Source organism: Caulobacter sp. Root487D2Y (assembly GCF_001427165.1).
In the GTDB taxonomy this organism is placed as follows: Bacteria; Pseudomonadota; Alphaproteobacteria; order Caulobacterales; family Caulobacteraceae; genus Caulobacter.
The window spans coordinates 886,047-906,311 of sequence record NZ_LMFD01000010.1 but is presented as its reverse complement, the minus strand read 5'-3'; the positions used below and the strand labels follow the sequence as shown (position 1 = coordinate 906,311).

The window sequence follows — 20,265 nt, the reverse complement described above, 5'->3', positions numbered from 1 at the left end:
AGGCCTGCGGAAGGGGCAAATCATGAGCGGCTATACGATCACGACCTCTTCGGAGCTGATGGAGAACTACATCCAGGCCGACTTTCTGCTGCCTCAGGAGAAGTTCATCGCGCTGCAGACCGACGCCGGGGCGTCGCTGCTGTTTTCGATCGGCACGGGCGGGGTGTTCAACCTGACGATCGAGGCCCCCGGCCAGACCCATGGCTGGCGGCAGGTCGATCTGGGCGCGGTCCGGATCCAGAGCGACTTCGGCGGCAAGGCGACGGTCAAGTCGTTCGGCGCGGCCCAGGTCGTGGCGGCGCCGGGCGGATCGGGCGCCCAGATCCATCTGGCGATGATCGTCAACGACGGGATCCGCGACCATCTCTATCTGAGCCTGGGCAATTCGGATTCCGATTTGGGCTGGACCGCCAAGCCGGCCTGGACGGCGGCGCCGTTCAACGCGATCGGCGGCGACGGCCTGCCGATCACGCCGCCGAGCCCGTTGCTGATCGCCAACGTCTTTCTGAGCGAGGCGACCGACAAGGAGTATGTCGTCGTCGACACCCTCCGCAATCCAACCCAACCGGTCGGCGTGCTGGCGCGCTACTATATCGACGCCGCCCCCGGAGCCTCGCCCACCTGGCGGCCGCACGACCTGGCGATCGACGTCCAGGCCTCGGGCTATGCTTCCTGTCTCGGCCGCGCGGCGCACGCCTACGAAGTCGACGGGCTCTACACGAAGGGCGCGGCCGGCGCGTCGGCCCAGCTGGTCTACACGCCGCTCTACAACGTCTTCAATCCGGCCCTGCCGGCGCCACCGTCGCGGCTGAACTTGCCGGGGGGACTGCTCGCCGACGCGATCGCCGCGGTGCGCGACGCCGACAACACCTCCGACCTCTACGCGGCGGCGAACGGCGGTCTCTACTGGTTCGCCAGCGGCAACCAGAAGGACGGAGCGACCGGGGTGCTGGTGGCCTCCCATCCGTTGCTGGCCGCCGTGCGCGCGCTTTACGCCTACGCCGTCGACGGCGCGGTGACGGTCTGGGGATTGAACGGCGACGATCAGGTTTTCTACCTGACCTGCCCGGCGGGACGGCAGGGGCAGCCCGCCGCCTGGAACAGGCCGCTGCCGATCCTGGCCGGGGTCGATGCGATCTCGCCGTTCATCGATCGCGGCTACAGCGCCAACACCTTCTTCGCCCATACCGGGACCGGGTTGGTCAAGCTGATCAAGTCGCCGACCACCGCGCTGTGGACTCAGCGCCGCATCACCCTGCCGCCGAGCGCGACGACCCAGCCGTCACTGCCAATCCACTCCTACACCACCCACATCCGGGTCGCCGACGCCGACGGCCGGGCGGCCCCGAACGTCAGCGTGAAGCTCACCGCGACCAACGTCACCTCGGTCTCTATCAATCACCTCTATTACATCATCGGTCCCTCGCCGATCGAGGTGCTCACCGACGCCCTGGGAACGGTGACGATCGTGGAGACGGCCACCAGCCTGACCGGCACGCGGTTCCAGGTCTCGGTCGCCTCCCAGCCGGAGATCCCCGTCAACACCATGGACGCGGCCTGGGCGCGCAACGCCCGGTACACCACCACCGAGAGCTTGCGGTCGGCTCAGATCGTCGATCGCAAAGGCAATCGGCGCGACTTCGTTCCGGCGGGAACATCCAAGGACGACCTGGACCGGGTGGCCTATTCCAACCAGTGTCTGGCCAAGGCCTATGACAGGGTCGCCGCCGCCCCGCCGCCCGGCAAGGCCCGGCCGGCCCTGTTCGCCCCGCCGCCGCCGCGCACCGTCGCCCTGTCCGCCGCGGGGATCGCCGACGGGATCGCCGTCGACATCGGTGACCTGTTCAACTGGCTGGCGACGGGCGTCGAGGCGGCGATCCAACTGGTCGAGGACACCGCCAACGATGTCTGGCTGTTCGTCGCCACGATCGGCGAGGCGGTCTATCACGGCGTGCTCGACGCCGTGGAAGCGGTCGTGGCGGCGGCGACCTGGGTCTACAACGCCATCAAGGTGATCGTCGACGACATCATCCTGTTCCTGCAGTTCCTGTTCGAGTGGCCGGACATCCTGGTCACCCACAAGGTGCTGAAGACCCTGATCCTGCGTCTCAGCCAGTCGGCGATCGCCGGCATCGAGACCGTCAAGGCCGACCTGGCGCCGCTGTTCCAGCAGCTTCAGACCGCGATCAACGGCTGGGCCGACATTCCCGACTTCAACCAGACCGCCGCCGCCACCCTGGCGTCGAACCCCCCGGTCGCGGGGCAGAACAGCGCGCCCGCCAATCTGGGCGTCCACCACTTCCAGAACGGTTGCGCGTCCAGTTCGAGCAACCTCTCGTCCGACAGTCCGGCCACGGCGATCCTGCAGGACCTGGTCGATCTGTTCGAGGCCGAGGGGCAGACCCTGGCCGCGGCGGCCACCGCCATCAAGACCGACATCATCGACCAGTTCGGCGGCCTCGGCCTCACCGAGATCATCAAACGCTTGGTGACGATCCTCGCCGACACGGTCTTGCAGTCGGCGCAGAACGTGCTGGTCACCGTGCTGGACATCCTGGCCCAGCTGATGGAAGGCGCGATCGAGATCCTGACCGCCAAGCTGGATATCCCGGTGCTGTCCTGGCTCTACAATGAGCTGACCGACGAGGACCTGTCGTTCCTGGACCTGATCTGCCTGATCGCGGCCATCCCGGTCACCATCATCTACAAGGCCGTCGCCCACAGGGCGCCGTTCCCCAAGAACGACGCCTTCACCAAAGACCTGATCGGGGCCAAGTCCTTCGCTGACATCCAGGCGCTGTTCGTGACTTCGCCCCGTCCCGTCGCGGCCGCGCCGAGGACGCCGCTGGCGACCGCCACGCCGGCGCCGGTGCTGGACGAGGCCAAGCTCAAGACCTTCGGTTTCGTGACCGGCGTCGTCTCTCTGTACGGCGCGTTAGTCCTCATCGTGACCAGCAACGTCCAGCGCGTGCTCGATGTCGCCGAGATAAAGAACCCGCTCGCCAAGACCTACGCGACGATCGCTTGTCTGGGCAACATCGCCTACGTCTCGCCCAACATCGCCACGCTGATCAACGCCAGAACCGACAACTGGTACGCCGAGATGAACAACGCCCTGACCGCGATCAGCATCCTCAAGGGCATAGCCGCCATTCCGGCCGCCGCTTCCAGCAATCCGTGGGTCGGCAAGAGCTTCGCCCTGGTCGAGACCTGCATCAACATCGTCTGGAACGTGCCGGTCGTCGCCAACGTCATCGTCAACCACGCCGCCTGGGACACCACCTACAAGTCCCTGATCCCCGAAACGATCGGCAACCTGGCGTTCAATGGCGGCGGCATCCTGGACTTTTTCATCGCCATCGACACGGACCTTAAATCGAAAGCCATCCTGGCGGGGACGCAGGGCAATCTCATGCTCGACTACGGTCTCTGCATGATCATCGCCGGAGGCATCTATGAGTTCGCGTCCGACCAAAAACACTAGCGCGGCGGCGAGGGTGTTGTCGGCCTAACCGAGGCGCCAGGGAGACCGCCAGGTTGGACATGGCGCCTGCCGCGCGAAAAGCGCCGCGCCCAGGCGAGGCGCGCGGATCAATCGGCTCCGCCCAGCTCCGCGATGATCTCGGCGGCCTCGGTGAAGGCGGTGTTGGCGGCGGGCACGCCGGCGTAGATCGCCGTCTGCATCAGGACTTCCTTCAGCTCGTCGAGGGTGAAGCCGCCCCGCTCGAGGCCCGCTCGCACGTGCAGGCGGAACTCCTCCCAGCGCGCCAAGCTCGCGCAGATGGCCACGACCAGCAGGCGGCGAGTGCGATGGTCCAGGCCCGGCCGGCCCCAGATCTCGTTCCAGGCGTAGCGCGTGATCATCGCCTGGTAATCGGCGGTGAAGGCGGTGCGCCTGGCCAGGGACTTGTCGACCCAGGCGTCGCCCAGCACCCGGCGGCGGGTCGTGAGGCCCGCCTCGAACAGGACGTCCTGGGCGTCGCCGATCGCGGTTCCGCCCAGCGCCTCGCGGACGAAGGCGCGCAGCGCGCCGGCGAAGGCCGTCGGAGCTTCCAGGCTGGGCAGATGCGCGCCGTCGATTTCGACGTGGCGGGCGCCGGGAACGGCGGCGACGATCCGCTCGGCGTGCCCCTCGAAGGGCGAGGCGATGTCCTTGGCGCCGGTGAGCACCAGGGTCGGCGCGGTGATGTCCGACAGGCGTTCCAGCAGGGCCATGTCGCGGATCGCCGCGCCGCAGCCGCAATAGCCGTCGGGGTTCTGTGCGACCATGCCGGCGCGCACCGTCTCGACGACCTCGGGGTGTTGAGCGCGGAAATCGTCGGAGAAGAAGCGGCCCAGCACCATGTCGACGATCGCACCGAGCCCCTCGGCGCGGATCAAGGCCAGGCGCTGGTCCCAGACCCCCGGGTCCAGGGCCGGAGAGGTGCAGGCCAGGACCAAGGTCTCGATGCGTTCGGGCGCCTTGGAGGCCAGGGCCATGGCGACCATGCCGCCCAGCGAGGTGCCGCAGATCGTGGCCTTGGCGATCCCCGCCGCGTCCATCACCGCCAGCACGTCGTCGGCCAGGAGGTCGAGGCTGTAGTCGCCGGCCGGGGCGTCCGAAGCCCCGTGGCCGCGGGTGTCGATCCGTAAGACGCGGAGGTCGGGCGTCAGCAAGGGGACGACGGGATCGTAGAGGGAAAGGTCCGTGCCGATCGAGGGCAGCAACACCACCGCGGGCTTGTCGGCCGCGCCGTCCAGCCGCCAGTAGATGCGGGCGCCGTTGGAAAGGGCGAAGGGCATCAGCGATCCTTTCGGTAAGCGTCGAGCGCGCGGGCGACCAGCGCCTCGGATTCGCCGGTGTCGTTCCCGAGCCCGGCGGCGGCCAGGTTGGCGGCCATGCGTTCGACATCGATCTCCAGGCCCTCGATCACCGGGGCCATGACCGCCAGGGCGCCGTGGGCCAGTTGGAAGAGATCGGCCAGCACCGGGCCTTCGATCTGCCAGCCGCCCAGGCCGCGCTCATGCTCCTGGGGCAGGGCGGACAACAGGGTGGCGGCCAGGTGCGGCGCGCGCAGGGCGGCGGACAAGGCGACCTGACAGCCGGTGGGGTTTCGCTTGTGGCCCATGGTCGAGGAGCCGCCGCGTCCGGCGACCTTCGGTTCGAACGCCTCGGCGACTTCTGTCTGGGCCAGGAGGGCGATGTCCGTGGCGATCTTGCCAACCGCCCCGATCAGGATGGCCAAGGCGCTGGCCAGGCCGGCGATCGCGCCGCGCTGGGCGTGCCAGGGCTTGGCGGGGAGGGCCAGGTCCAGCCGCGCGGCCAGGCGTTCGGCGATGGCCAGGGCCTTGCCGTCCAGTCCGGCCAGAGACCCTGTCGCTCCACCGAACTGCAGGCGTAGGGCGGTGGCGGCCTCGATGTCGAAACGCATCAAGGCTTCGTCGACGCCCTGCAGCCAGCCCGCGACCTTCAGGCCGAAAGTGATCGGCAGGGCGGCCTGCAGCAAGGTTCGGCCCAGCATCGGCGTGGCGGCGTGCGTCTCGGCCAGGGCCGCCAGGACCTGGGCCAGGCGCGCGGCCTCGTCGCGGATCAGGGCGGCGCCGGCCTTGGCTTGCAGCACCAGGGCGGTGTCGGCCAAGTCCTGGCTGGTGGCGCCCTTGTGGACTAGGGCGGCGACGGCGTCGCCGTGCCGGGCGGCCACCCGCTGGCGGAGGATCTGCACCAGGGGAATGGCCAGCGTCCCCGCGTGGGCGGCGGCCTCGGCCAGGTCCTCGACGTCGGGAAGCTCGACGCAGGCGGCGACGATGGCTTCGCCAACCTCCAAAGGGATCAGCCCCTCGGTCACCTGGGCCTCGGCCAGAACCGCCTCGAACAGCAGGGCCGCGCGCAGCAGGGCCGCGTCGCCGAACACCGCCAGCATGGCCGGAGTGGAGGCGGGACGGTCGTGGAGAAGTGAGGACAAGGGCGAGCTCCGGAGGCTTTACCGTCAGATATCGAAGAAGACGGTTTCGCGCTCGCCTTGCAAGACGATGTCGAAGCGCCACGCGTCGCCGACCTTCCGGGCGATCAGGGTGTCTCGACGCTCGGCCGGCGCCAGGGCCAGGATCGGATCGGTCTGATTGGTCGCCTGGTCCTCGAAATAGACCCGCGTGACCAGGCGCTTGATCAGGCCGCGCCCGAACACGCCCACGGCGATGTGCGGCGCTTGCAGGCTGTTTCCGGGACCGGGCACGACGCCCGGCAAAACGGTCCTGAAGCGGTAGAGCCCTTCGTCGCTGGTCGAGGCGCGGCCAAAGCCGATGAAGTCTTCGTCCAGCGGAATCTCGCTCCGGTCGTCGTCGGGGCTGGCGTAGCGGCCCGCGGCGTTGGCCTGCCAGATCTCGATCATCGCGTCGGACACGGGCTTGCCGTCGGCGTCGTAGACCACGCCCTCGAGCGTGATCGTTTCGCCGCCGACCGCGCCCTTGGGCGGCGCCAGGTTCAGAACGTAGTGGTCCTCGGGGTACAGCTCAGGCCGCGCGCCCATGTCCGACTGGCCGACCAGGTCGGCGCCGCCCTTCCAGGGCAGGCCGTAGTGGAAGAACGGGCCGACGGTCTGGGACGGGGTCTGGCCGAACAGGGCTGGATCCTGGTTGTCCTGGCGCGGGGCGGGGTTGATCTGGTCAGTCATGATGATCGTCCTCGAACGGCGTGGCGTCGCGGCCGCGCAGCACCACGTCGAACAGATAGCCCAGCGCCCAGTTGGGCTGGGTGGTCTCGATGTCGAACCGCGAGACCATCCGCTGGCGATAGGGCAGGGGCACGGCGTTGGCGATCGGGTCGATCTCGATCAGCGGATCGTCGGGGAAGTACATCTGGGTGACCAGGCGCGTGGCGAAGGCCGGCCCCAGCAGCGACAGGTGGATGTGGGCAGGACGCCAGGCGTTCTTGTGGTTGCCCCACGGATAGGCGCCGGGCCGCACCGTGACGAACTGGTAGCGGCCTTCGGCGTCGGTGATCACCCGGCCGGCGCCGGTGAAGTTAGGATCGTGCGGGGCGTCCCACTGATCCTTCCCATGGATGTAGCGGCCCGCGGCGTTGGCCTGCCAGATCTCCATCACGGTGTTGGGAACGGGGCGGCCCTGCTCGTCGAGCACGCGGCCGGCGACGATGATCCGCTGGCCTTGAGGCATGGCCTTGTGCTGGGTGGTCAGGTCGGCCAGGGCCGGGCCCATCAGATTGTCCCAGCAGCCGGCGGGGCCGGTCAGCTCGGTCAGGGTCTGGGGGATGCGCACCAGCGGCTGGCGCGGCGAGCGCGACACGGTCGAGCCGTAGGCCGGCGCCAGGGACGGCGGCTGGCCGGCGTCCTCGCGGGAAAAGCCGATGAGGTCGGTCATGAACGGTTGCTCCTAGACGCGTTCGAAGGCCAGGGCCGCGCCCTGGCCGACGCCGATGCAGAGTGTGGCCAGGGCCCGCTGGCCGCCGGTGGCTTCCAGTTGCCGCAGAGCGGTGAGCACCAGGCGGGCGCCGGACGCGCCCAGGGGATGGCCCAGGGCGATGGCCCCGCCATTGGGGTTCACGTGGGCGCCGTCGTCGGGCAGTCCCAGTTGGCGCAGGACGGCCAGGCCCTGGGCGGCGAAGGCTTCGTTCAGCTCGACCACGTCGAAGTCGCCGATCGATAGGCCCGCGCGGGTCATCAGGCGCTGGGTGGCCGGGACCGGGCCGATGCCCATCACGCGTGGCGCGACCCCGGCCGTGGCGTAGCCGAGGATGCGGGCGCGCGGCGTTAGGCCGTGCTTCCGGACGGCGGCCTCCGAGGCGATCAGCAGCGCCGCCGAGCCGTCATTGACCCCCGAGGCGTTGCCGGCCGTCACCGTGCCGCCCTCGCGGACGACGGGTTTGAGTTTGGAAAGCGCTTCCAGGGTGGTCTCGCGGGGATGCTCGTCGCGGTCGACGATCACCGGGCCGACCTTGCCGGGGATTTCGACCGGAGTGATCTCGCCGTCGAAGAAGCCAGCTTGGATCGCGGTCGCGGCGCGCTGCTGGCTGCGCAGCGCGAAGGCGTCCTGGTCGGCGCGGCTGATCCCGAAGTCGGCGGCGACGTTCTCGGCGGTCTCGGGCATCGAGTCGACGCCATAGGCCTTCTGCATGGCCGGATTGACGAAGCGCCAGCCGATGGTGGTGTCTTCGATCTTGGCGGCGCGCGAGAAGGCGCTGTCGGCCTTGCCCATGACGAACGGGGCGCGGCTCATGCTCTCGACGCCGCCGGCGATCACCAGATCGGCATGGCCGGCGGCGACAGCACGGGCGGCGTAGCCCACGGCTTCCAGGCCCGAGGCGCACAGGCGGTTGACGGTGACGCCCGGGACGCTGTCGGGGAGGCCGGCCAGCAGGGCCGCCATGCGCGCGACATTGCGATTGTCCTCGCCCGCCTGATTGGCGCAGCCCAGTACGACCTCGTCGACGGCGCTCCAGTCGAGGCCGGGATGACGGGCCACCAGGGCCTTGATGGGGATAGCGGCCAGGTCGTCGGCGCGAACCCTGGCCAAGGCGCCGCCATAGCGGCCGAACGGCGTGCGGACGCCGTCGCAGAGATAGGCGGCGGTCACGCGAAGGCTCCGGCGTCGAAGTCGGCTTCGGTCTTGGCCTTGATCTCATCCAGTGTGACGCCGGGGGCCATCTCGATCAGGGTCAGGCCGCCGCCCTTCCGATCCAGGTCGAAGACGCAGAGGTCGGTGATCACCATGTCGACGCAGGCCGCGCCGGTCAGGGGCAGGGCGCAGCGTTTGAGAACCTTGCTGTCGCCGGCCTTGTTGGCGTGGTCCATGACCACGATCACGCGCTTGACGCCGGCGACGAGGTCCATGGCCCCGCCCATGCCCTTCACCATCTTGCCGGGGATGGTCCAGTTGGCGATGTCGCCGTTCTGGGCCACCTCCATGGCGCCCAGCACCGTCAGGTCGATGTGGCCGCCGCGGATCATCGCGAAGCTCTGGGCGCTGTCGAAGAAGCTGGAGGTCGGCAGCTTGGTGATCGTCTGCTTGCCGGCGTTGATCAGGTCGGGATCGGCCTCACCCTCGTACGGGAAGGGACCCATGCCCAGCATGCCGTTCTCGCTCTGCAGGGTGACGTGGACTCCGTCCGGAATGTGGTTGGCCACCAGGGTCGGGATGCCGATCCCCAGGTTGACATAGAAGCCGTCCTTGAGTTCGCGGGCGGCGCGGGCCGCCATCTCGTCGCGGGTCCAGGCCATTAGGCGGTCTCTCCCATCTGGGCTTCCCGAGGACGGGTGGTCAGCTTCTCGATCCGCTTCTCGTTGATCGTCGACTTGATGATGCGGTCGACATAGATGCCCGGCGTGTGGATGGCGTTGGCGTCCAATTCGCCGGCCTCGACGATCTCCTCGACCTCGACGATCGTGACCTTGCCGGCCGTGGCCATCACCGGGTTGAAGTTGCGGGCCGTCATCCGGAACATCAGGTTGCCCTCGGGATCGGCCTTCCAGGCCTTGACGATGGCGAGGTCGGCGCGGAGCCAGGTCTCGCGGACATAGTCTTCGCCTTCGAACGTCTCGACCGGCTTGCCTTCCGCCACCACCGTGCCGACGCCGGTCTTGGTGTAGAAGGCCGGGATGCCCGCGCCGCCGGCCCGGATGCGTTCGGCCAGGGTGCCCTGCGGGTTCAGCTCCAACGCCAGCTCGCCCGACAGATAGAGCTGCTCGAACAGCTTGTTCTCACCGACATAGCTGGAGATCATCTTCCTTATCTGTCCGTTGTTCAGCAACTGCCACAGGCCAAAGCCGTCGGCCCCGCAGTTGTTGCTGATCACGGTCAGGTCCTTGACGCCTGTCTCCTTGATCGCCGGGATCAGGCTCTCGGGATTGCCCGACAGGCCAAAGCCGCCCGACATCAGGGTCATGCCGTCGAAGACGACGCCCTCGAGCGCGGCGGCGGCGCTGTCGTAGATCTTGCTCTTCATCGCTTGCTCCTGATCCGCCTAGACGAGCGGCAGACCGACATAGTTTTCGGCGAGGGTGATCTGGGCGGCGCGCGATCCCTTGATGTAGGCCAGCTCGGCCACCTGCATCTTGCGGTCGAAGCCGTCGCGGTCGGGGAACCTGTGGGTCAGGCTGGTGAACCACCAGGAAAAGCGCTCGGCCTTCCAGACCCGGGCCAAGGCGCGGGCCGAATAGTGGTCGACGCCGGCGTCCGAACCGTCCTGGAAGTGCTCGACCAACGCCTCGGACAGCATGACGACGTCGGAGACCGCCAGGTTCATGCCCTTGGCCCCGGTAGGCGGCACGATGTGGGCCGCGTCACCGGCCAGGAACAGGCGGCCGTGGCGCATCGGCTCGGTGACGAAGCTGCGCAGGGGCGCGATGGATTTCTCGAAGGACGGGCCGCGGATGACCTTGGCGCCGGCTTCTGGGCCCAGGCGCAGGCAGAGCTCGTCCCAGAACCGCTCATCGCTCCAGTCCTCGATCTTCTCGTCAAGGCCGCACTGAATGTAGTAGCGGCTGCGGGTGGGCGAGCGCATCGAGGCCAGGGCGAACCCGCGCTCGTGGTTGGAATAGATCAGCTCGTGGTCGCAGGGCGGCACCTCGGCCAGTATGCCCAGCCAGCCGAACGGATAGACCCGCTCGAAGGTCCTGAGCACGTCACTTGGGATCGCGGCGCGGCTGACGCCGTGATAGCCGTCGCAGCCGGCGATGAAGTCGCAGTCCAGACGCTTGTCGACGCCGTTCTCGCGCCAGGTGACGCTCGGGCGGTCGCTCTCGATGTCCCGAGGATGGACGTCCTCGGCGTCGAAGACGATCTGGACGCCGCGCGCCTCGGCGGCGTCGAACAGGTCCTTCATCACCTCCTGCTGGCCATAGACCATGACGGTCGAGCCGCCCGTCAATTCGGCCATGTCGATGCGGAAGACGTCGCCGTCGCTAGCCAGGTTGGTGCCGCCGTGGACCAGGCCTTCGCGGCGCATGCGCTGGCCAAGGCCCAGCCGCTCCATGAGGTCGACGGTGACCTGCTCCAGCACGCCCGCGCGCACGCGGCCTTCGACATAGGCGCGATCGCGGCGTTCGAGGATCACGGCGTCAACGCCGGCGCGCTTCAGCAGGTGTCCGAGGAACAGGCCGGCGGGGCCGGCGCCAATGATGGCGACCTGGGTGCGCAACGACGTCTCCTCCGGCGGTTGGGCGTCGCTTGTCGCGACTTGCGTGAACCCTAGGGCCGCGGCGTCCGAATGGGATGGACAGAGCGTCCATAAAGTTGGACTTTTTATCGCTTGGCGATTTTGGCGGGCGCCTGGATCGAAAGACTTTCAGATGACGCAGAAGGCCGAAATTCCGAGCTTTTTCCTGTTTGGAGAACCGCTCCGAACTGTCGAGGGCAAGTTCTTGCACTTAGAGGACTTGGACGATCGCTCGCGGCCGAATGATTGGAATATCCGGGCGCACGCCCATGCCGACCTCAATCACGTCTTCCACATCACTTCCGGCGGCGGCGTGATGCATGCGGAGGACCAGGCGGCCGTCTTCGCCGCGCCCTGCCTGTTGCTCGTGCCCTCGCGCGTCGTTCATGGTTTTGCCTGGGAGGCCGAGACGACGGGGACGGTCCTGACCCTGGCCGACAGCTATCTGCGCGATCTCGTCGCGCGGGAGCCGGATTTTTCGAACCTGTTCAAGGCCCCGTGCCATCTGCCCCTGTCCGCGACGTCGAGCGTTGGGCCGGCGCTGGGAAACCTGTCGCGCGAACTGGTCTGGGCCGCGCCCGGCAGCGGGGCCGCGGTCGAGGCGCACCTGCTGGCCGTCATGGTCGAGGCCCTGCGCCTGTCGATCCACGCCAAGGCGACCGGCCGCGCGATCCACGGAGCCCAGGCCCGGCTGGTGGCGCGCTTTCGCGAACTGGTCGAGGCCCACTACCGCGAGCCCTTGACCATCAAGGACCATGCGGATCGGCTGGGGGTGACGGTCGGGCGGTTGAGGGCGGCTTGCCGGAAGATCGCGGCCGTTTCCCCGCTGCGGCTGATGCAGGATCGCGCGATCCTCGAGGCGAAGCGGGCGCTGCTCTATTCGAACATGACCGTGGCCGAGGTCGGCTACCATCTGGGCTTCGAGGATCCCGCCTACTTCTCGCGTTTCTTCGCCAAAGCCGAGGGCATGTCGCCGCGACGCTATCGGGCGGAGCGCTCGGCGGATGTGCCTGGCGCGGCGAGGGTCAACTAACCGGCGCGACGATGTCGGGGGCGCCGAGCAGGCGAGCTCTTAGCCCGCCCTCGGAGCCATGGCGCGCCAGATCCGCCGACGGGACCCTGGCCTCGCGGCCGAGGGGTTCGCTTGGATCAGGAGGCGGCGAGATCCAGCACGAGCCGGCCCTCGATCTCGCCGCGACGCATGCGGTCGAAAACATCGTTGATGTTCTCCAGCCGCTCCGTGCCGACGGTCGCGCGGACCTTACCGGCGGCGGCGAAGTCGAGCGCCTCCTGCAGGTCCAGGCGCGTGCCGACGATCGAGCCGCGCACCGTGAGGCCGTTGAGCACGGTGTCGAAGATCGATAGCGGAAAATCGCCCGGCGGCAGGCCGTTCAGGGAAATCGTGCCTCCGCGGCGGGCCATGCCCATGGCCTGCTGAAAGGCCTTGGTCGAGACCGCGGTGACCAGGACGCCATGAGCCCCGCCGATCTCCTTCTGGATGAAGGCGGCCGGATCGACGTCGCGCGCGTTCACCGTCAGGGCCGCGCCCAGGCTTTCGGCGAGCTTGAGCTTCTTGTCGTCGATGTCCACCGCCACGACGTTCAGCCCCATCGCCTTGGCGTACTGCACCGCCATGTGACCCAGGCCGCCGATCCCGGAGATCGCCACCCAGTCGCCTGGCTTGGTGTCGGTGACCTTCAGGCCCTTATAGACGGTGACGCCGGCGCACAGGATGGGCGCGATCTCGATGAAGCCGATATTGTCCGGCAGGTGGCCGACATAGTTCGGATCGGCGATCACGTACTCGGCGAAGCCGCCGTTCACCGAATAGCCGGTGTTCTGCTGTTCGCCGCAAAGGGTCTCCCAGCCGCCCAGGCAGTGGGCGCAGTGGCCGCAGGCCGAATAGAGCCACGGCACGCCGACCCGGTCGCCTTCGCGCACATGGGTGACGCCGGCGCCGACCGCGGCGACATGGCCCACGCCCTCGTGGCCGGGGATGAAGGGCGGCTTGGGCTTGACCGGCCAGTCGCCCTGGGCGGCGTGCAGGTCGGTGTGGCAGACGCCGCTGGCGGCGATCTTGACCAGGATCTGACCGGGGCCGGGCGTGGGCACGGCGACCTCCTCGATCACCAGCGGCTGGCCGAACGCGCGGACGACGGCGGCTTTCATGGTCTTATGCATGGCGGGACTCCTGGCTTGTCGGGGGCGGCCCATTGGGCGCCTTCATCGCGCGGCCGCTTTGAGCGCGATCAATCAGCCGCCGCGGTTTCCGAGGCGTCCGACCGCCGTGGGCGACGGGGGTCATGACAGGCTCCGTAAAGGGGGCGTCGACGGTCGGAGGACTTGCGCCGGACCAACCGGACGGCGGTTGACGCCGATCAAGGGCGAGAGCGGAGGGCGCGGCGCACAATGGCCGCAACAGTCGCCGAACGGGTCGTGGGGAGCGCCCTTGACCGCGGTCGCCGCGCGGGAGTCTTGGCCATGGCCTATCGGAATATCGTCATTCGGATCGGCGCGGGACTGGCCCTGGCGGTCCAATGCGCCGCGCTCGCCCAGGCCGCGCCGGCGACGGCCAGAACGGGCGACGCCGCGGTCCGCGGCCAGGCCACCGTCCAGCGCGACTGCGCCGGCTGTCACGCGGTCGGACGGACGGGGGACAGCCCCAATCCTCAGGCGCCGCGGTTTCGCCAACTGCACGAACGCTACGACACCGACCAGCTCGGCGAAGCCCTGGCCGAGGGACTCTCGGTCGGCCACGGCCCCATGCCCGAATGGACGTTCGGCCCCGAGGACAACGCCGCGATCCTGGCCTACCTCAAGAGTCTGGCGCCGGTCGCCGTCGCCGCGCCGAGGAAGGAGCCCTGAGCATGCTGGCCATGGTGCTCAAGGACGGACACCTGGCGGCGGCCCTGCGGCCGGCGCCCCGGCCCGGGCGGGGGGAGCTTCTGATCCGGGTCAAGGCCTGCGGCGTCTGCCGGACCGACCTTCGCCTGCTGGACGGCGACCTGCCCGTCGAGGGCGAGATCATCCCGGGCCACGAGATCGTCGGCGTCGTCGAGGCGCTGGGCGAAGGGGTCGAAGGGTTCGCGCTCGGCGCGCGGGTCGGCGTGACCTGGCTGGGGCGAACCTGCGGCCGCTGCCCCTATTGCCGCGAGGACGCCGAGAATCTCTGTGATCGCCCGCTCTTCACCGGATGGACGCGCGACGGCGGCTACGCCCAACTGACCGTGGCCGACGCCGACTGCTGCGTGGCCATCCCGGAGGCCTATGGCGACGTCGAGGCCGCGCCCTTGCTGTGCGCCGGGCTGATCGGCTTCCGGGCCTGGCGGATGGCGATGGAGGCGCGGCCGGTCGAACGCCTGGGCCTGTTCGGCTTCGGGGCGGCGGCGCACCTGCTGGCGCAGCTGGCCATCAGCGAGGGGCAGTACGTCTACGCCTTCACTCGCGACGGCGACATCGCCGCCCAGGACCTGGCCCGCGGCCTGGGCTGTGTCTGGGCCGGCGGCTCGCTGCAGGCCCCGCCCGAGCCGCTCGACGCGGCGATCATCTTCGCGGCCGTCGGCGCGCTGGTTCCCGTGGCGCTGCGGGCCGTGCGCAAGGGCGGAACCGTCGTCTGCGGCGGCATCCACATGAGCGACCTGCCGGCCATGGCCTATGCCGATCTCTGGGGCGAGCGACGCCTGGTCTCGGTGGCCAACCTCACGCGCGCCGACGCCCGGGACTATCTGCCCCGCGCGGCCGCCGCCGGCGTGCGGCCCCACGTCAAGGCTTACCCGCTGCGCCAGGCCGGCCAGGCCCTGTCGGACCTGCGCGCCGGCGCCTTCACCGGCGCGGCGGTCCTGACCGTCGACGAGGGGGCGGGCGCCGAGGCCGCCTGATCGGGCCTCGAACGCCGAACTTGATTTCGATCAGCGTCGACCCGCGCGGCGGGCGGCATCTTGGCGCTTTTCAGGAGAACGGTCATGCGGCAAGACGAACGAACCCTGGTGGTCACCGCCGACGGCGTGCAGGCCCGCGTCTTCGAAGAGGCCCGGCGCGGTGGACATCTCATCGAACACACCGACTGGCTCGAAGATCTTCATTCCAAGAGCGGACACGACTCCGCGGTTCGCGGAACCCATGGGCGCCATGGGGAGTCGGGCGCGGACAAGGCCGAAGCCGCCTTTCTGGGCAAGCTCTGCGACCGGCTGAACGCGTTGATGACCGCCGAAAGCTTCGACGCCCTGATCCTGATCGCGCCGCCCCGCGCCCTGGGCGTGCTGCGCGAGAAGATGGCCAAGGGGCTTCATCAGCGATTGGCGCTGGACGAGGCGCATGATCGCGTCGACGCCACGGCCGAGGCGCTGACCAAGATCATCCGGGATCTGCGGCAAGCCAAGGCCTAGAGCCTGTTTATCGCTTCTGATGGAACCATCAAAAGCAGATAAACAGGCTATAATTCAAATCGTTATCGCGTGAAGAGCTCCGAAGCCGGCGCCTGCGTCCGGCCGCCGCGTTCTAGGCCGCGACGCGCTCGGAGAGGCGCGCGCGGTGGGCGATGCGGAAGCGGCGGCAGCCGTCGAACTCCACCAGGCCCTCCTGTTGAAGCTGGGTGACCATCCGCGAAACGGTTTCGATGGTCAGGCCCAGATAGTCGGCGATGTCCTGGCGGCTCATCGGCAGGACCGCCCACGGGGCCGCGCAACGGTCGGAAATATCGGACAGGAAGCAGGCGACCTTCTCGCAGGCGCTCTTGCGGCCCAGGAGCAGCATGTGGTCGTGCGCGCGTTCCAGATGCTCGCCGGTCGCCTGCCAGATCATGCGCTCAAGTTGGACGCCGTCCTCCCCCAACAGCTTGAGGGCGCGGCGCTTGACGACCAGGACCTCGACGTCGCCGAGCGCCTCGGCGGCCGCCCGATGGACCAGCCCGATCTCCAGGCCGAACAGATCGCCCGGAAAGTAGAAGTCGCTGATCTGGCGGCGGCCGTCGCTGAGCAGGCGGGTGGCGCGAACCGCGCCGCTGACCACCCGATAGATCAGGTCGGCTTCTTCTTCCTGGGCGTAGATCTCCTCGCCGACGGCAAATCGCAGCACCCCGCCCAGACGCTGGAAGGGATCGGCCAGATTTGCGGTCAGCGGCACGATGCGGCCGCGATCGGAAAAGTTCGCCTGCGGGGTCATCGCCTGTCTCCTCGGTTGAGACCAGGGATATTGGGATGCGCCCGCGCCGCCCATTGGGAAGATTACGTAGCTTGCGAGGGCGGGACCAGGGTCGCTCCGATCACCCTGGCCACGCGATCGAGCACGTCCTGGGCGGCTTCCTCGGCCATGGGCCCGGTGACGCCGCCCAGGTGCTCGTGACCCGCCACCCGTAGACCGGTGACCGCCGCCAGGTGCAGGTCGAAGACGCTCATCAAGGCGGTCAGGGCGCCTGTCGCATCGACCCAGTGTTCGGGGGCGCCCGAGGTGGAGATGCTCATCAGGGTCTTGCCGACCAGCAGGGGGTCGGCGCCGTGAGGGCCGGGCTGATAGCCGAAGCCCATGCTGAGCACCCGGTCGACATAGCCCTTGAGGATCGCGGGCGGCGCGTTGAACCAGAAGGGATAGACGAACACGAAGCCGTCGACGTCCGACAACAGGGCCCGCTCGGCGACGACGTCGGGGGCCGGAGCCCAGCCCCGGCCGACCGGCAGCTCCTCGGCCTTCAGGCGCGGATCGAAATCGAGCGCGTAGAGGTCGCGCAGGACAGCTTGGGCGCCGCCCTGCTCGAGGGCGGCGACGCAGGTCCTGGCGACCGCGGCGCAGAAGCTGGTCGGCTTGGGATGGGCGAGAATAACGGCGTATTTCATGGCGGGCTCCAGGCGGGAGGAGCCTCGATCAAGGGGCCGACCGACGCGGCGCGCCTTGATCGGCGTCATTTCCGTCCTCGATCGGCGACCCCCGGGGCCGGCCGTCTCGGCGCGCCTGCGTAGATTCCCCAATACCGGACCCCGCGCCGCCGAGGCAGATACGCTTACCCACACTTCAAGCCCATGGAGGCGACCATGAAGACCGTGCTGTTGTTCGTGCACGAGGATCCCGGTCAGGAAGCCCGGCTGCAGGCCGCGCTCGACCTCGTCCGATCGCTCGGCGGCCATCTCAAATGCGTCGACGTCACGCCGATCCCGGCCTTCGCCGGCGATTACGACGGCGGGGCCGCCGGTCTGATCCTGGTCGAGGAGCGCAAGATCGAGGCGGCCAACCGCGCGGCCCTGCAGCTGCGCCTGGCCAACGAAGACGCGCCGTGGGACTGGATCGACAGCATGGGCTACATGGCCGACTGCGTCGTGCACGAGGCGGGCCTGGCCGACCTGGTGGTGGTCAACTGCAAGCGCGACACCTTCCTGGACCTCGACCCGCGCGGCATCGTCACCGCCACGGTCCTGTCGGCGCGATGCCCGGTGGTGGCCGTGCCCGATGACGCGCGCGGCTTCGACGCCGGCGGCCACGCCCTGGTGGCCTGGGACGGCTCCGAACCTGTGATGGCCACCTTGCGGGCGGCCGTTCCCCTGCTGCGGCTGGCCGGTTCGGTGACGCTGTTCACCGTCGACGACGGCGGCAAGGGCGTGCCGGCGGAAGCGGCGGCGGCCTATCTGTCGCGCCACGGTGTCCACGCCGCCATCGAGCGCGTCCCGGCGCGCGACACGCGCGCCGACAAGGTGATCCTCGAAGCCTGCGCCAACCAGGGCGCCAGCTACTGCCTGATGGGCGCCTACAGCCACGGGCGGGCGCGCGAGGATCTGTTCGGCGGCGTCACGCGGGGCATGCTCGACGCCGCCCGGCTGCCGCTGGTGCTCGGCAGCTGAAGCCTTCGCGCCGTCGAACCGTTTATCAGCAGGGGCCGGCCGCGCCACGCGGCTGGCCCTTTCGACGTCAGGCGTACGGATTGAGCGCCAAGCCAGGATAGGACACAGATGAGCGCCCATCGGCCAAGCGCCTCCACCGCCTTGCCTCCGCCGGCCTTTCCGCCGGGGACCAAGCTGTTCACCTGTCCGATGCATTCGCAGATCCGGCAGGCTGGCCCGGGTCTCTGTCCGATCTGCGGCATGGCGCTGGAACCGGTGACGGTCGACGTCGACGACGGGCCAAGTCCCGAACTGCGCGACATGACGGTGCGGTTCTGGCTGGGGCTGGCTTTGACCCTGCCGGTGTTCATCCTGGAGATGGGCGCCCATGTCCTGGGCCATCACCGGTGGGTTCAGCCCTCGGTCTCCGCGTGGATCCAGTTCGCGCTGTCGACCCCGGTGGTGCTGTGGGCCGGCTGGCCGTTCTGGGCCCGCGGCTGGACCTCCGTGGCGACCGGCCGCTTCAACATGTTCACCCTGATCGCGATGGGCGTGGGCGCGGCCTACGCCTACAGCCTGGTCGGCCTGTTCGCGCCGGGCGCGCTGCCGACCAGCGCCCGCGACGCGATGGGGACGGCGCCGGTCTATTTCGAGGCGGCGGCGGTGATCACCGTCCTGGCCTTGCTGGGCCAGGTGCTGGAGCTGAGGGCCCGCGAGCGCACGTCCGGCGCGATCAGGGCGCTGCTCGACCTGGCGCCCAAGACCGCGCGACGGGTCAAGGCCGACGGCTCCGACGAGACCGTGACCCTGGACCTGGTCAGCGTCGGCGATCGGCTGCGCGTGCGCCCGGGCGAAAAGGTCCCGGTCGACGGCGAGATCGTCGAGGGCCGGGTGTCGATCGACGAGTCCCTGGTCACCGGCGAGTCGATGCCCGTCACCAGGTCGGCGGGCGACAGGGTCATCGCGGGTTCGATCAACCGGACCGGCGCGTTCGTGATGCGCGCCCAGCAGGTCGGCGCCGAGACCCTGCTGGCCCGCATCGTCCAGATGATCGCGCAGGCCCAGCGCAGCCGCGCCCCGGTCCAACGCCTGGCTGACCAGGTGTCGGCCTGGTTCGTGCCGGCGGTCATAGCGGCCGCGATCCTGGCGGCGGCGGTCTGGGCGATGGTCGGTCCCGCGCCGCGGGTGAGCTTCGCCCTGATGGCGGCGGTGTCGGTGATGATCATCGCCTGCCCCTGCGCCCTGGGCCTGGCGACGCCGATGTCGATCATGGTCGGGGTCGGCCGCGGCGCCCAGCTGGGCGTCCTGATCAAGAACGCCGAGGCGCTCGAGCGCCTGGAGAAGATCGACACCCTGGTCATCGACAAGACCGGCACCCTGACCGAAGGCCGCCCGGCGGTGACGGCGATCGAGGTCGTTCCCGGAGGCGATGCGACGCGGCTGTTGCGCCTGGCCGCCAGCCTGGAGCGGAGCAGCGAGCATCCCCTGGCCGACGCGATCGTGCGGGCCGCCAAGGATCGCGGCCTTGTGCTGTCGCCGGCGACGCAGTTCGACTCCCCCATCGGCCTGGGCGTCATCGGCGTGGTCGAGGGGCAGCGCGTGGTGCTCGGCGGGGCCCGCCTGATGGCCGACCAGGGGATCGACGTCTCAGCGCTGGAGGCCAAGTCCCAAGCCCTGCGCCAGGACGGCGCGACCACGATCTTCGCGGCCGTCGAGGGCCGTCTGGCCGGCGTCCTGGCGATCGCCGACCCCATCAAGGCCACCACGGTCGAGGCCATCCGCGCCTTGAAGGCTCAGGGCGTGCGGGTGGTCATGCTCACCGGCGACAATCGCAGCACCGCCCTGGCGGTGGCCGGCCGGCTGGGCATCGACGAGGTGCTGGCCGACGTCCTGCCCCAGGACAAGGCCAAGATGGTCGAAGACTTGCGCGCCGAGGGCCGTTCCGTGGCCATGGCCGGGGACGGCGTCAACGACGCCCCGGCCCTGGCCGCCGCCGAGGTCGGGATCGCCATGGGCGCGGGCGCCGACGTGGCCATCGAGAGCGCGGGCGTGACGCTGCTGCAAGGCGACCTGCAGGGCATCGTCAGGGCCCGCCGGCTGTCGCGCGCGGTGATGCGCAACATCCGCCAGAACCTGGTCTTCGCCTTCGCGTACAATGTCGCCGGCGTGCCGATCGCCGCGGGGGCGCTCTATCCGGCCTTCGGCCTGACGCTGTCGCCGGCCGTCGCGGCCCTGGCCATGGCGCTGTCCTCGGTCAGCGTGATCGGCAACGCCCTGCGTCTGCGCCGCGCGCGCCTCTAGTCGAAGCGGCCC

18 protein-coding genes are annotated in these 20,265 nt (G+C 69.3%); 7 read left to right on the top strand and 11 right to left on the bottom strand.

Translation table 11 applies throughout. From position 1 onward, the window contains the following. Window positions 1–22 precede the first annotated feature (22 nt). Window positions 23–3,484, top strand: coding sequence for a hypothetical protein (locus tag ASD38_RS13965; protein ID WP_056460748.1), 3,462 nt, complete (start codon window positions 23–25; stop codon window positions 3,482–3,484). Between the two features lie 107 nt (window positions 3,485–3,591). On the opposite strand, the gene pcaDC is transcribed toward ASD38_RS13965, so the two are convergent. The 8 genes from pcaDC to pobA are packed head-to-tail and all read right to left on the bottom strand — an operon-like array spanning window position 3,592 to window position 11,131. Continuing rightward, window positions 3,592–4,782, bottom strand: coding sequence for a bifunctional 3-oxoadipate enol-lactonase/4-carboxymuconolactone decarboxylase PcaDC (gene pcaDC / locus ASD38_RS13960; protein WP_056460745.1), 1,191 nt, complete (start codon window positions 4,780–4,782; stop codon window positions 3,592–3,594). Next, window positions 4,782–5,942 carry a 3-carboxy-cis,cis-muconate cycloisomerase gene (pcaB, locus tag ASD38_RS13955; RefSeq protein WP_056460742.1) on the bottom strand — a complete coding sequence of 387 codons (1,161 nt, stop codon included), beginning with the start codon at window positions 5,940–5,942 and terminating at the stop codon, window positions 4,782–4,784. The genes pcaDC and pcaB overlap by 1 nt, the downstream gene beginning before the upstream one ends. 24 nt (window positions 5,943–5,966) lie before the next feature. Next, the gene (gene pcaG / locus ASD38_RS13950; protein WP_056460739.1) at window positions 5,967–6,650 is read right to left on the bottom strand and encodes a protocatechuate 3,4-dioxygenase subunit alpha; all 684 of its coding nucleotides are present in this window, start codon (window positions 6,648–6,650) and stop codon (window positions 5,967–5,969) included. Next, window positions 6,643–7,356 carry a protocatechuate 3,4-dioxygenase subunit beta gene (gene pcaH, locus ASD38_RS13945; RefSeq protein ID WP_056460736.1) on the bottom strand — a complete coding sequence of 238 codons (714 nt, stop codon included), beginning with the start codon at window positions 7,354–7,356 and terminating at the stop codon, window positions 6,643–6,645. Before pcaH ends, pcaG begins: the two co-directional genes overlap by 8 nt. Window positions 7,357–7,368: 12 nt before the next feature. Continuing rightward, on the bottom strand, window positions 7,369–8,568 hold the full coding sequence (gene pcaF, locus ASD38_RS13940; RefSeq protein WP_056460733.1) for a 3-oxoadipyl-CoA thiolase: 1,200 nt from the start codon (window positions 8,566–8,568) through the stop codon (window positions 7,369–7,371). After that, window positions 8,565–9,212 carry a CoA transferase subunit B gene (locus ASD38_RS13935; protein WP_056460730.1) on the bottom strand — a complete coding sequence of 216 codons (648 nt, stop codon included), beginning with the start codon at window positions 9,210–9,212 and terminating at the stop codon, window positions 8,565–8,567. Before ASD38_RS13935 ends, pcaF begins: the two co-directional genes overlap by 4 nt. Then, window positions 9,212–9,937, bottom strand: a complete 726-nt coding sequence (locus tag ASD38_RS13930; protein WP_056460726.1) for a CoA transferase subunit A — start codon at window positions 9,935–9,937, stop codon at window positions 9,212–9,214. The genes ASD38_RS13935 and ASD38_RS13930 overlap by 1 nt, the downstream gene beginning before the upstream one ends. A gap of 18 nt (window positions 9,938–9,955) precedes the next feature. Then, window positions 9,956–11,131 carry a 4-hydroxybenzoate 3-monooxygenase gene (pobA, locus tag ASD38_RS13925; RefSeq protein WP_056460721.1) on the bottom strand — a complete coding sequence of 392 codons (1,176 nt, stop codon included), beginning with the start codon at window positions 11,129–11,131 and terminating at the stop codon, window positions 9,956–9,958. A 151-nt stretch (window positions 11,132–11,282) separates the two neighbouring features. Between pobA and ASD38_RS13920 the strand changes: the two genes are divergently transcribed. Next, window positions 11,283–12,182 carry a helix-turn-helix domain-containing protein gene (locus ASD38_RS13920; RefSeq protein ID WP_056444517.1) on the top strand — a complete coding sequence of 300 codons (900 nt, stop codon included), beginning with the start codon at window positions 11,283–11,285 and terminating at the stop codon, window positions 12,180–12,182. 116 nt (window positions 12,183–12,298) lie between these two features. On the opposite strand, the gene adhP is transcribed toward ASD38_RS13920, so the two are convergent. After that, complete coding sequence (gene adhP / locus ASD38_RS13915) at window positions 12,299–13,330, bottom strand: alcohol dehydrogenase AdhP (RefSeq protein ID WP_056444514.1); 1,032 nt, start codon at window positions 13,328–13,330, stop codon at window positions 12,299–12,301. A 300-nt stretch (window positions 13,331–13,630) separates the two neighbouring features. Here adhP and ASD38_RS13910 point away from each other — a divergent pair, with 300 nt between their 5' ends. The 3 genes from ASD38_RS13910 (at window position 13,631) to ASD38_RS13900 (ending at window position 15,534) form a co-directional block, all read left to right on the top strand. Next, window positions 13,631–14,014 carry a c-type cytochrome gene (locus ASD38_RS13910; protein ID WP_056460718.1) on the top strand — a complete coding sequence of 128 codons (384 nt, stop codon included), beginning with the start codon at window positions 13,631–13,633 and terminating at the stop codon, window positions 14,012–14,014. 2 nt (window positions 14,015–14,016) lie between these two features. Beyond that, window positions 14,017–15,027, top strand: coding sequence for a zinc-binding alcohol dehydrogenase family protein (locus tag ASD38_RS13905; RefSeq protein WP_056460716.1), 1,011 nt, complete (start codon window positions 14,017–14,019; stop codon window positions 15,025–15,027). 84 nt (window positions 15,028–15,111) lie between these two features. Further along, entirely contained in the window at window positions 15,112–15,534 is a 423-nt protein-coding gene (locus ASD38_RS13900; RefSeq protein ID WP_056460713.1) for a host attachment protein, read from the top strand. 112 nt (window positions 15,535–15,646) lie between these two features. Here ASD38_RS13900 and ASD38_RS13895 read toward each other — a convergent pair whose 3' ends face one another. Continuing rightward, window positions 15,647–16,309: a helix-turn-helix domain-containing protein gene (locus tag ASD38_RS13895; protein WP_056444501.1), complete on the bottom strand. Its 663-nt coding sequence runs from the start codon at window positions 16,307–16,309 to the stop codon at window positions 15,647–15,649. Window positions 16,310–16,371: 62 nt separating this feature from the next. After that, complete coding sequence (locus tag ASD38_RS13890) at window positions 16,372–16,977, bottom strand: NAD(P)H-dependent oxidoreductase (RefSeq protein WP_056461457.1); 606 nt, start codon at window positions 16,975–16,977, stop codon at window positions 16,372–16,374. Window positions 16,978–17,172: 195 nt separating this feature from the next. Between ASD38_RS13890 and ASD38_RS13885 the strand changes: the two genes are divergently transcribed. Continuing rightward, window positions 17,173–17,973 carry a universal stress protein gene (locus tag ASD38_RS13885; protein ID WP_056446151.1) on the top strand — a complete coding sequence of 267 codons (801 nt, stop codon included), beginning with the start codon at window positions 17,173–17,175 and terminating at the stop codon, window positions 17,971–17,973. A 108-nt stretch (window positions 17,974–18,081) separates the two neighbouring features. Next, window positions 18,082–20,253 (top strand): copper-transporting P-type ATPase, encoded by a 2,172-nt coding sequence (locus tag ASD38_RS13880; protein WP_082560752.1) that lies wholly within the window; start codon window positions 18,082–18,084, stop codon window positions 20,251–20,253. Window positions 20,254–20,265: the final 12 nt, after the last annotated feature.

Bases quoted from the DNA above. Each gene is read 5' to 3' on its own strand.
- pcaH (WP_056460736.1), bottom strand. From the start codon at position 7,356: ATGACCGACCTCATCGGCTTTTCCCGCGAGGACGCCGGCCAGCCGCCG.
- ASD38_RS13900 (WP_056460713.1), top strand. From the start codon at position 15,112: ATGCGGCAAGACGAACGAACCCTGGTGGTCACCGCCGACGGCGTGCAG.
- ASD38_RS13920 (WP_056444517.1), top strand. From the start codon at position 11,283: ATGACGCAGAAGGCCGAAATTCCGAGCTTTTTCCTGTTTGGAGAACCG.
- ASD38_RS13880 (WP_082560752.1), top strand. From the start codon at position 18,082: ATGAGCGCCCATCGGCCAAGCGCCTCCACCGCCTTGCCTCCGCCGGCC.
- ASD38_RS13890 (WP_056461457.1), bottom strand. From the start codon at position 16,977: ATGAAATACGCCGTTATTCTCGCCCATCCCAAGCCGACCAGCTTCTGC.
- ASD38_RS13895 (WP_056444501.1), bottom strand. From the start codon at position 16,309: ATGACCCCGCAGGCGAACTTTTCCGATCGCGGCCGCATCGTGCCGCTG.
- ASD38_RS13905 (WP_056460716.1), top strand. From the start codon at position 14,017: ATGCTGGCCATGGTGCTCAAGGACGGACACCTGGCGGCGGCCCTGCGG.
- ASD38_RS13935 (WP_056460730.1), bottom strand. From the start codon at position 9,212: ATGGCCTGGACCCGCGACGAGATGGCGGCCCGCGCCGCCCGCGAACTC.
- pcaG (WP_056460739.1), bottom strand. From the start codon at position 6,650: ATGACTGACCAGATCAACCCCGCCCCGCGCCAGGACAACCAGGATCCA.
- ASD38_RS13885 (WP_056446151.1), top strand. From the start codon at position 17,173: ATGAAGACCGTGCTGTTGTTCGTGCACGAGGATCCCGGTCAGGAAGCC.
- pcaDC (WP_056460745.1), bottom strand. From the start codon at position 4,782: ATGCCCTTCGCCCTTTCCAACGGCGCCCGCATCTACTGGCGGCTGGAC.
- ASD38_RS13965 (WP_056460748.1), top strand. From the start codon at position 23: ATGAGCGGCTATACGATCACGACCTCTTCGGAGCTGATGGAGAACTAC.
- adhP (WP_056444514.1), bottom strand. From the start codon at position 13,330: ATGCATAAGACCATGAAAGCCGCCGTCGTCCGCGCGTTCGGCCAGCCG.
- ASD38_RS13910 (WP_056460718.1), top strand. From the start codon at position 13,631: ATGGCCTATCGGAATATCGTCATTCGGATCGGCGCGGGACTGGCCCTG.
- ASD38_RS13930 (WP_056460726.1), bottom strand. From the start codon at position 9,937: ATGAAGAGCAAGATCTACGACAGCGCCGCCGCCGCGCTCGAGGGCGTC.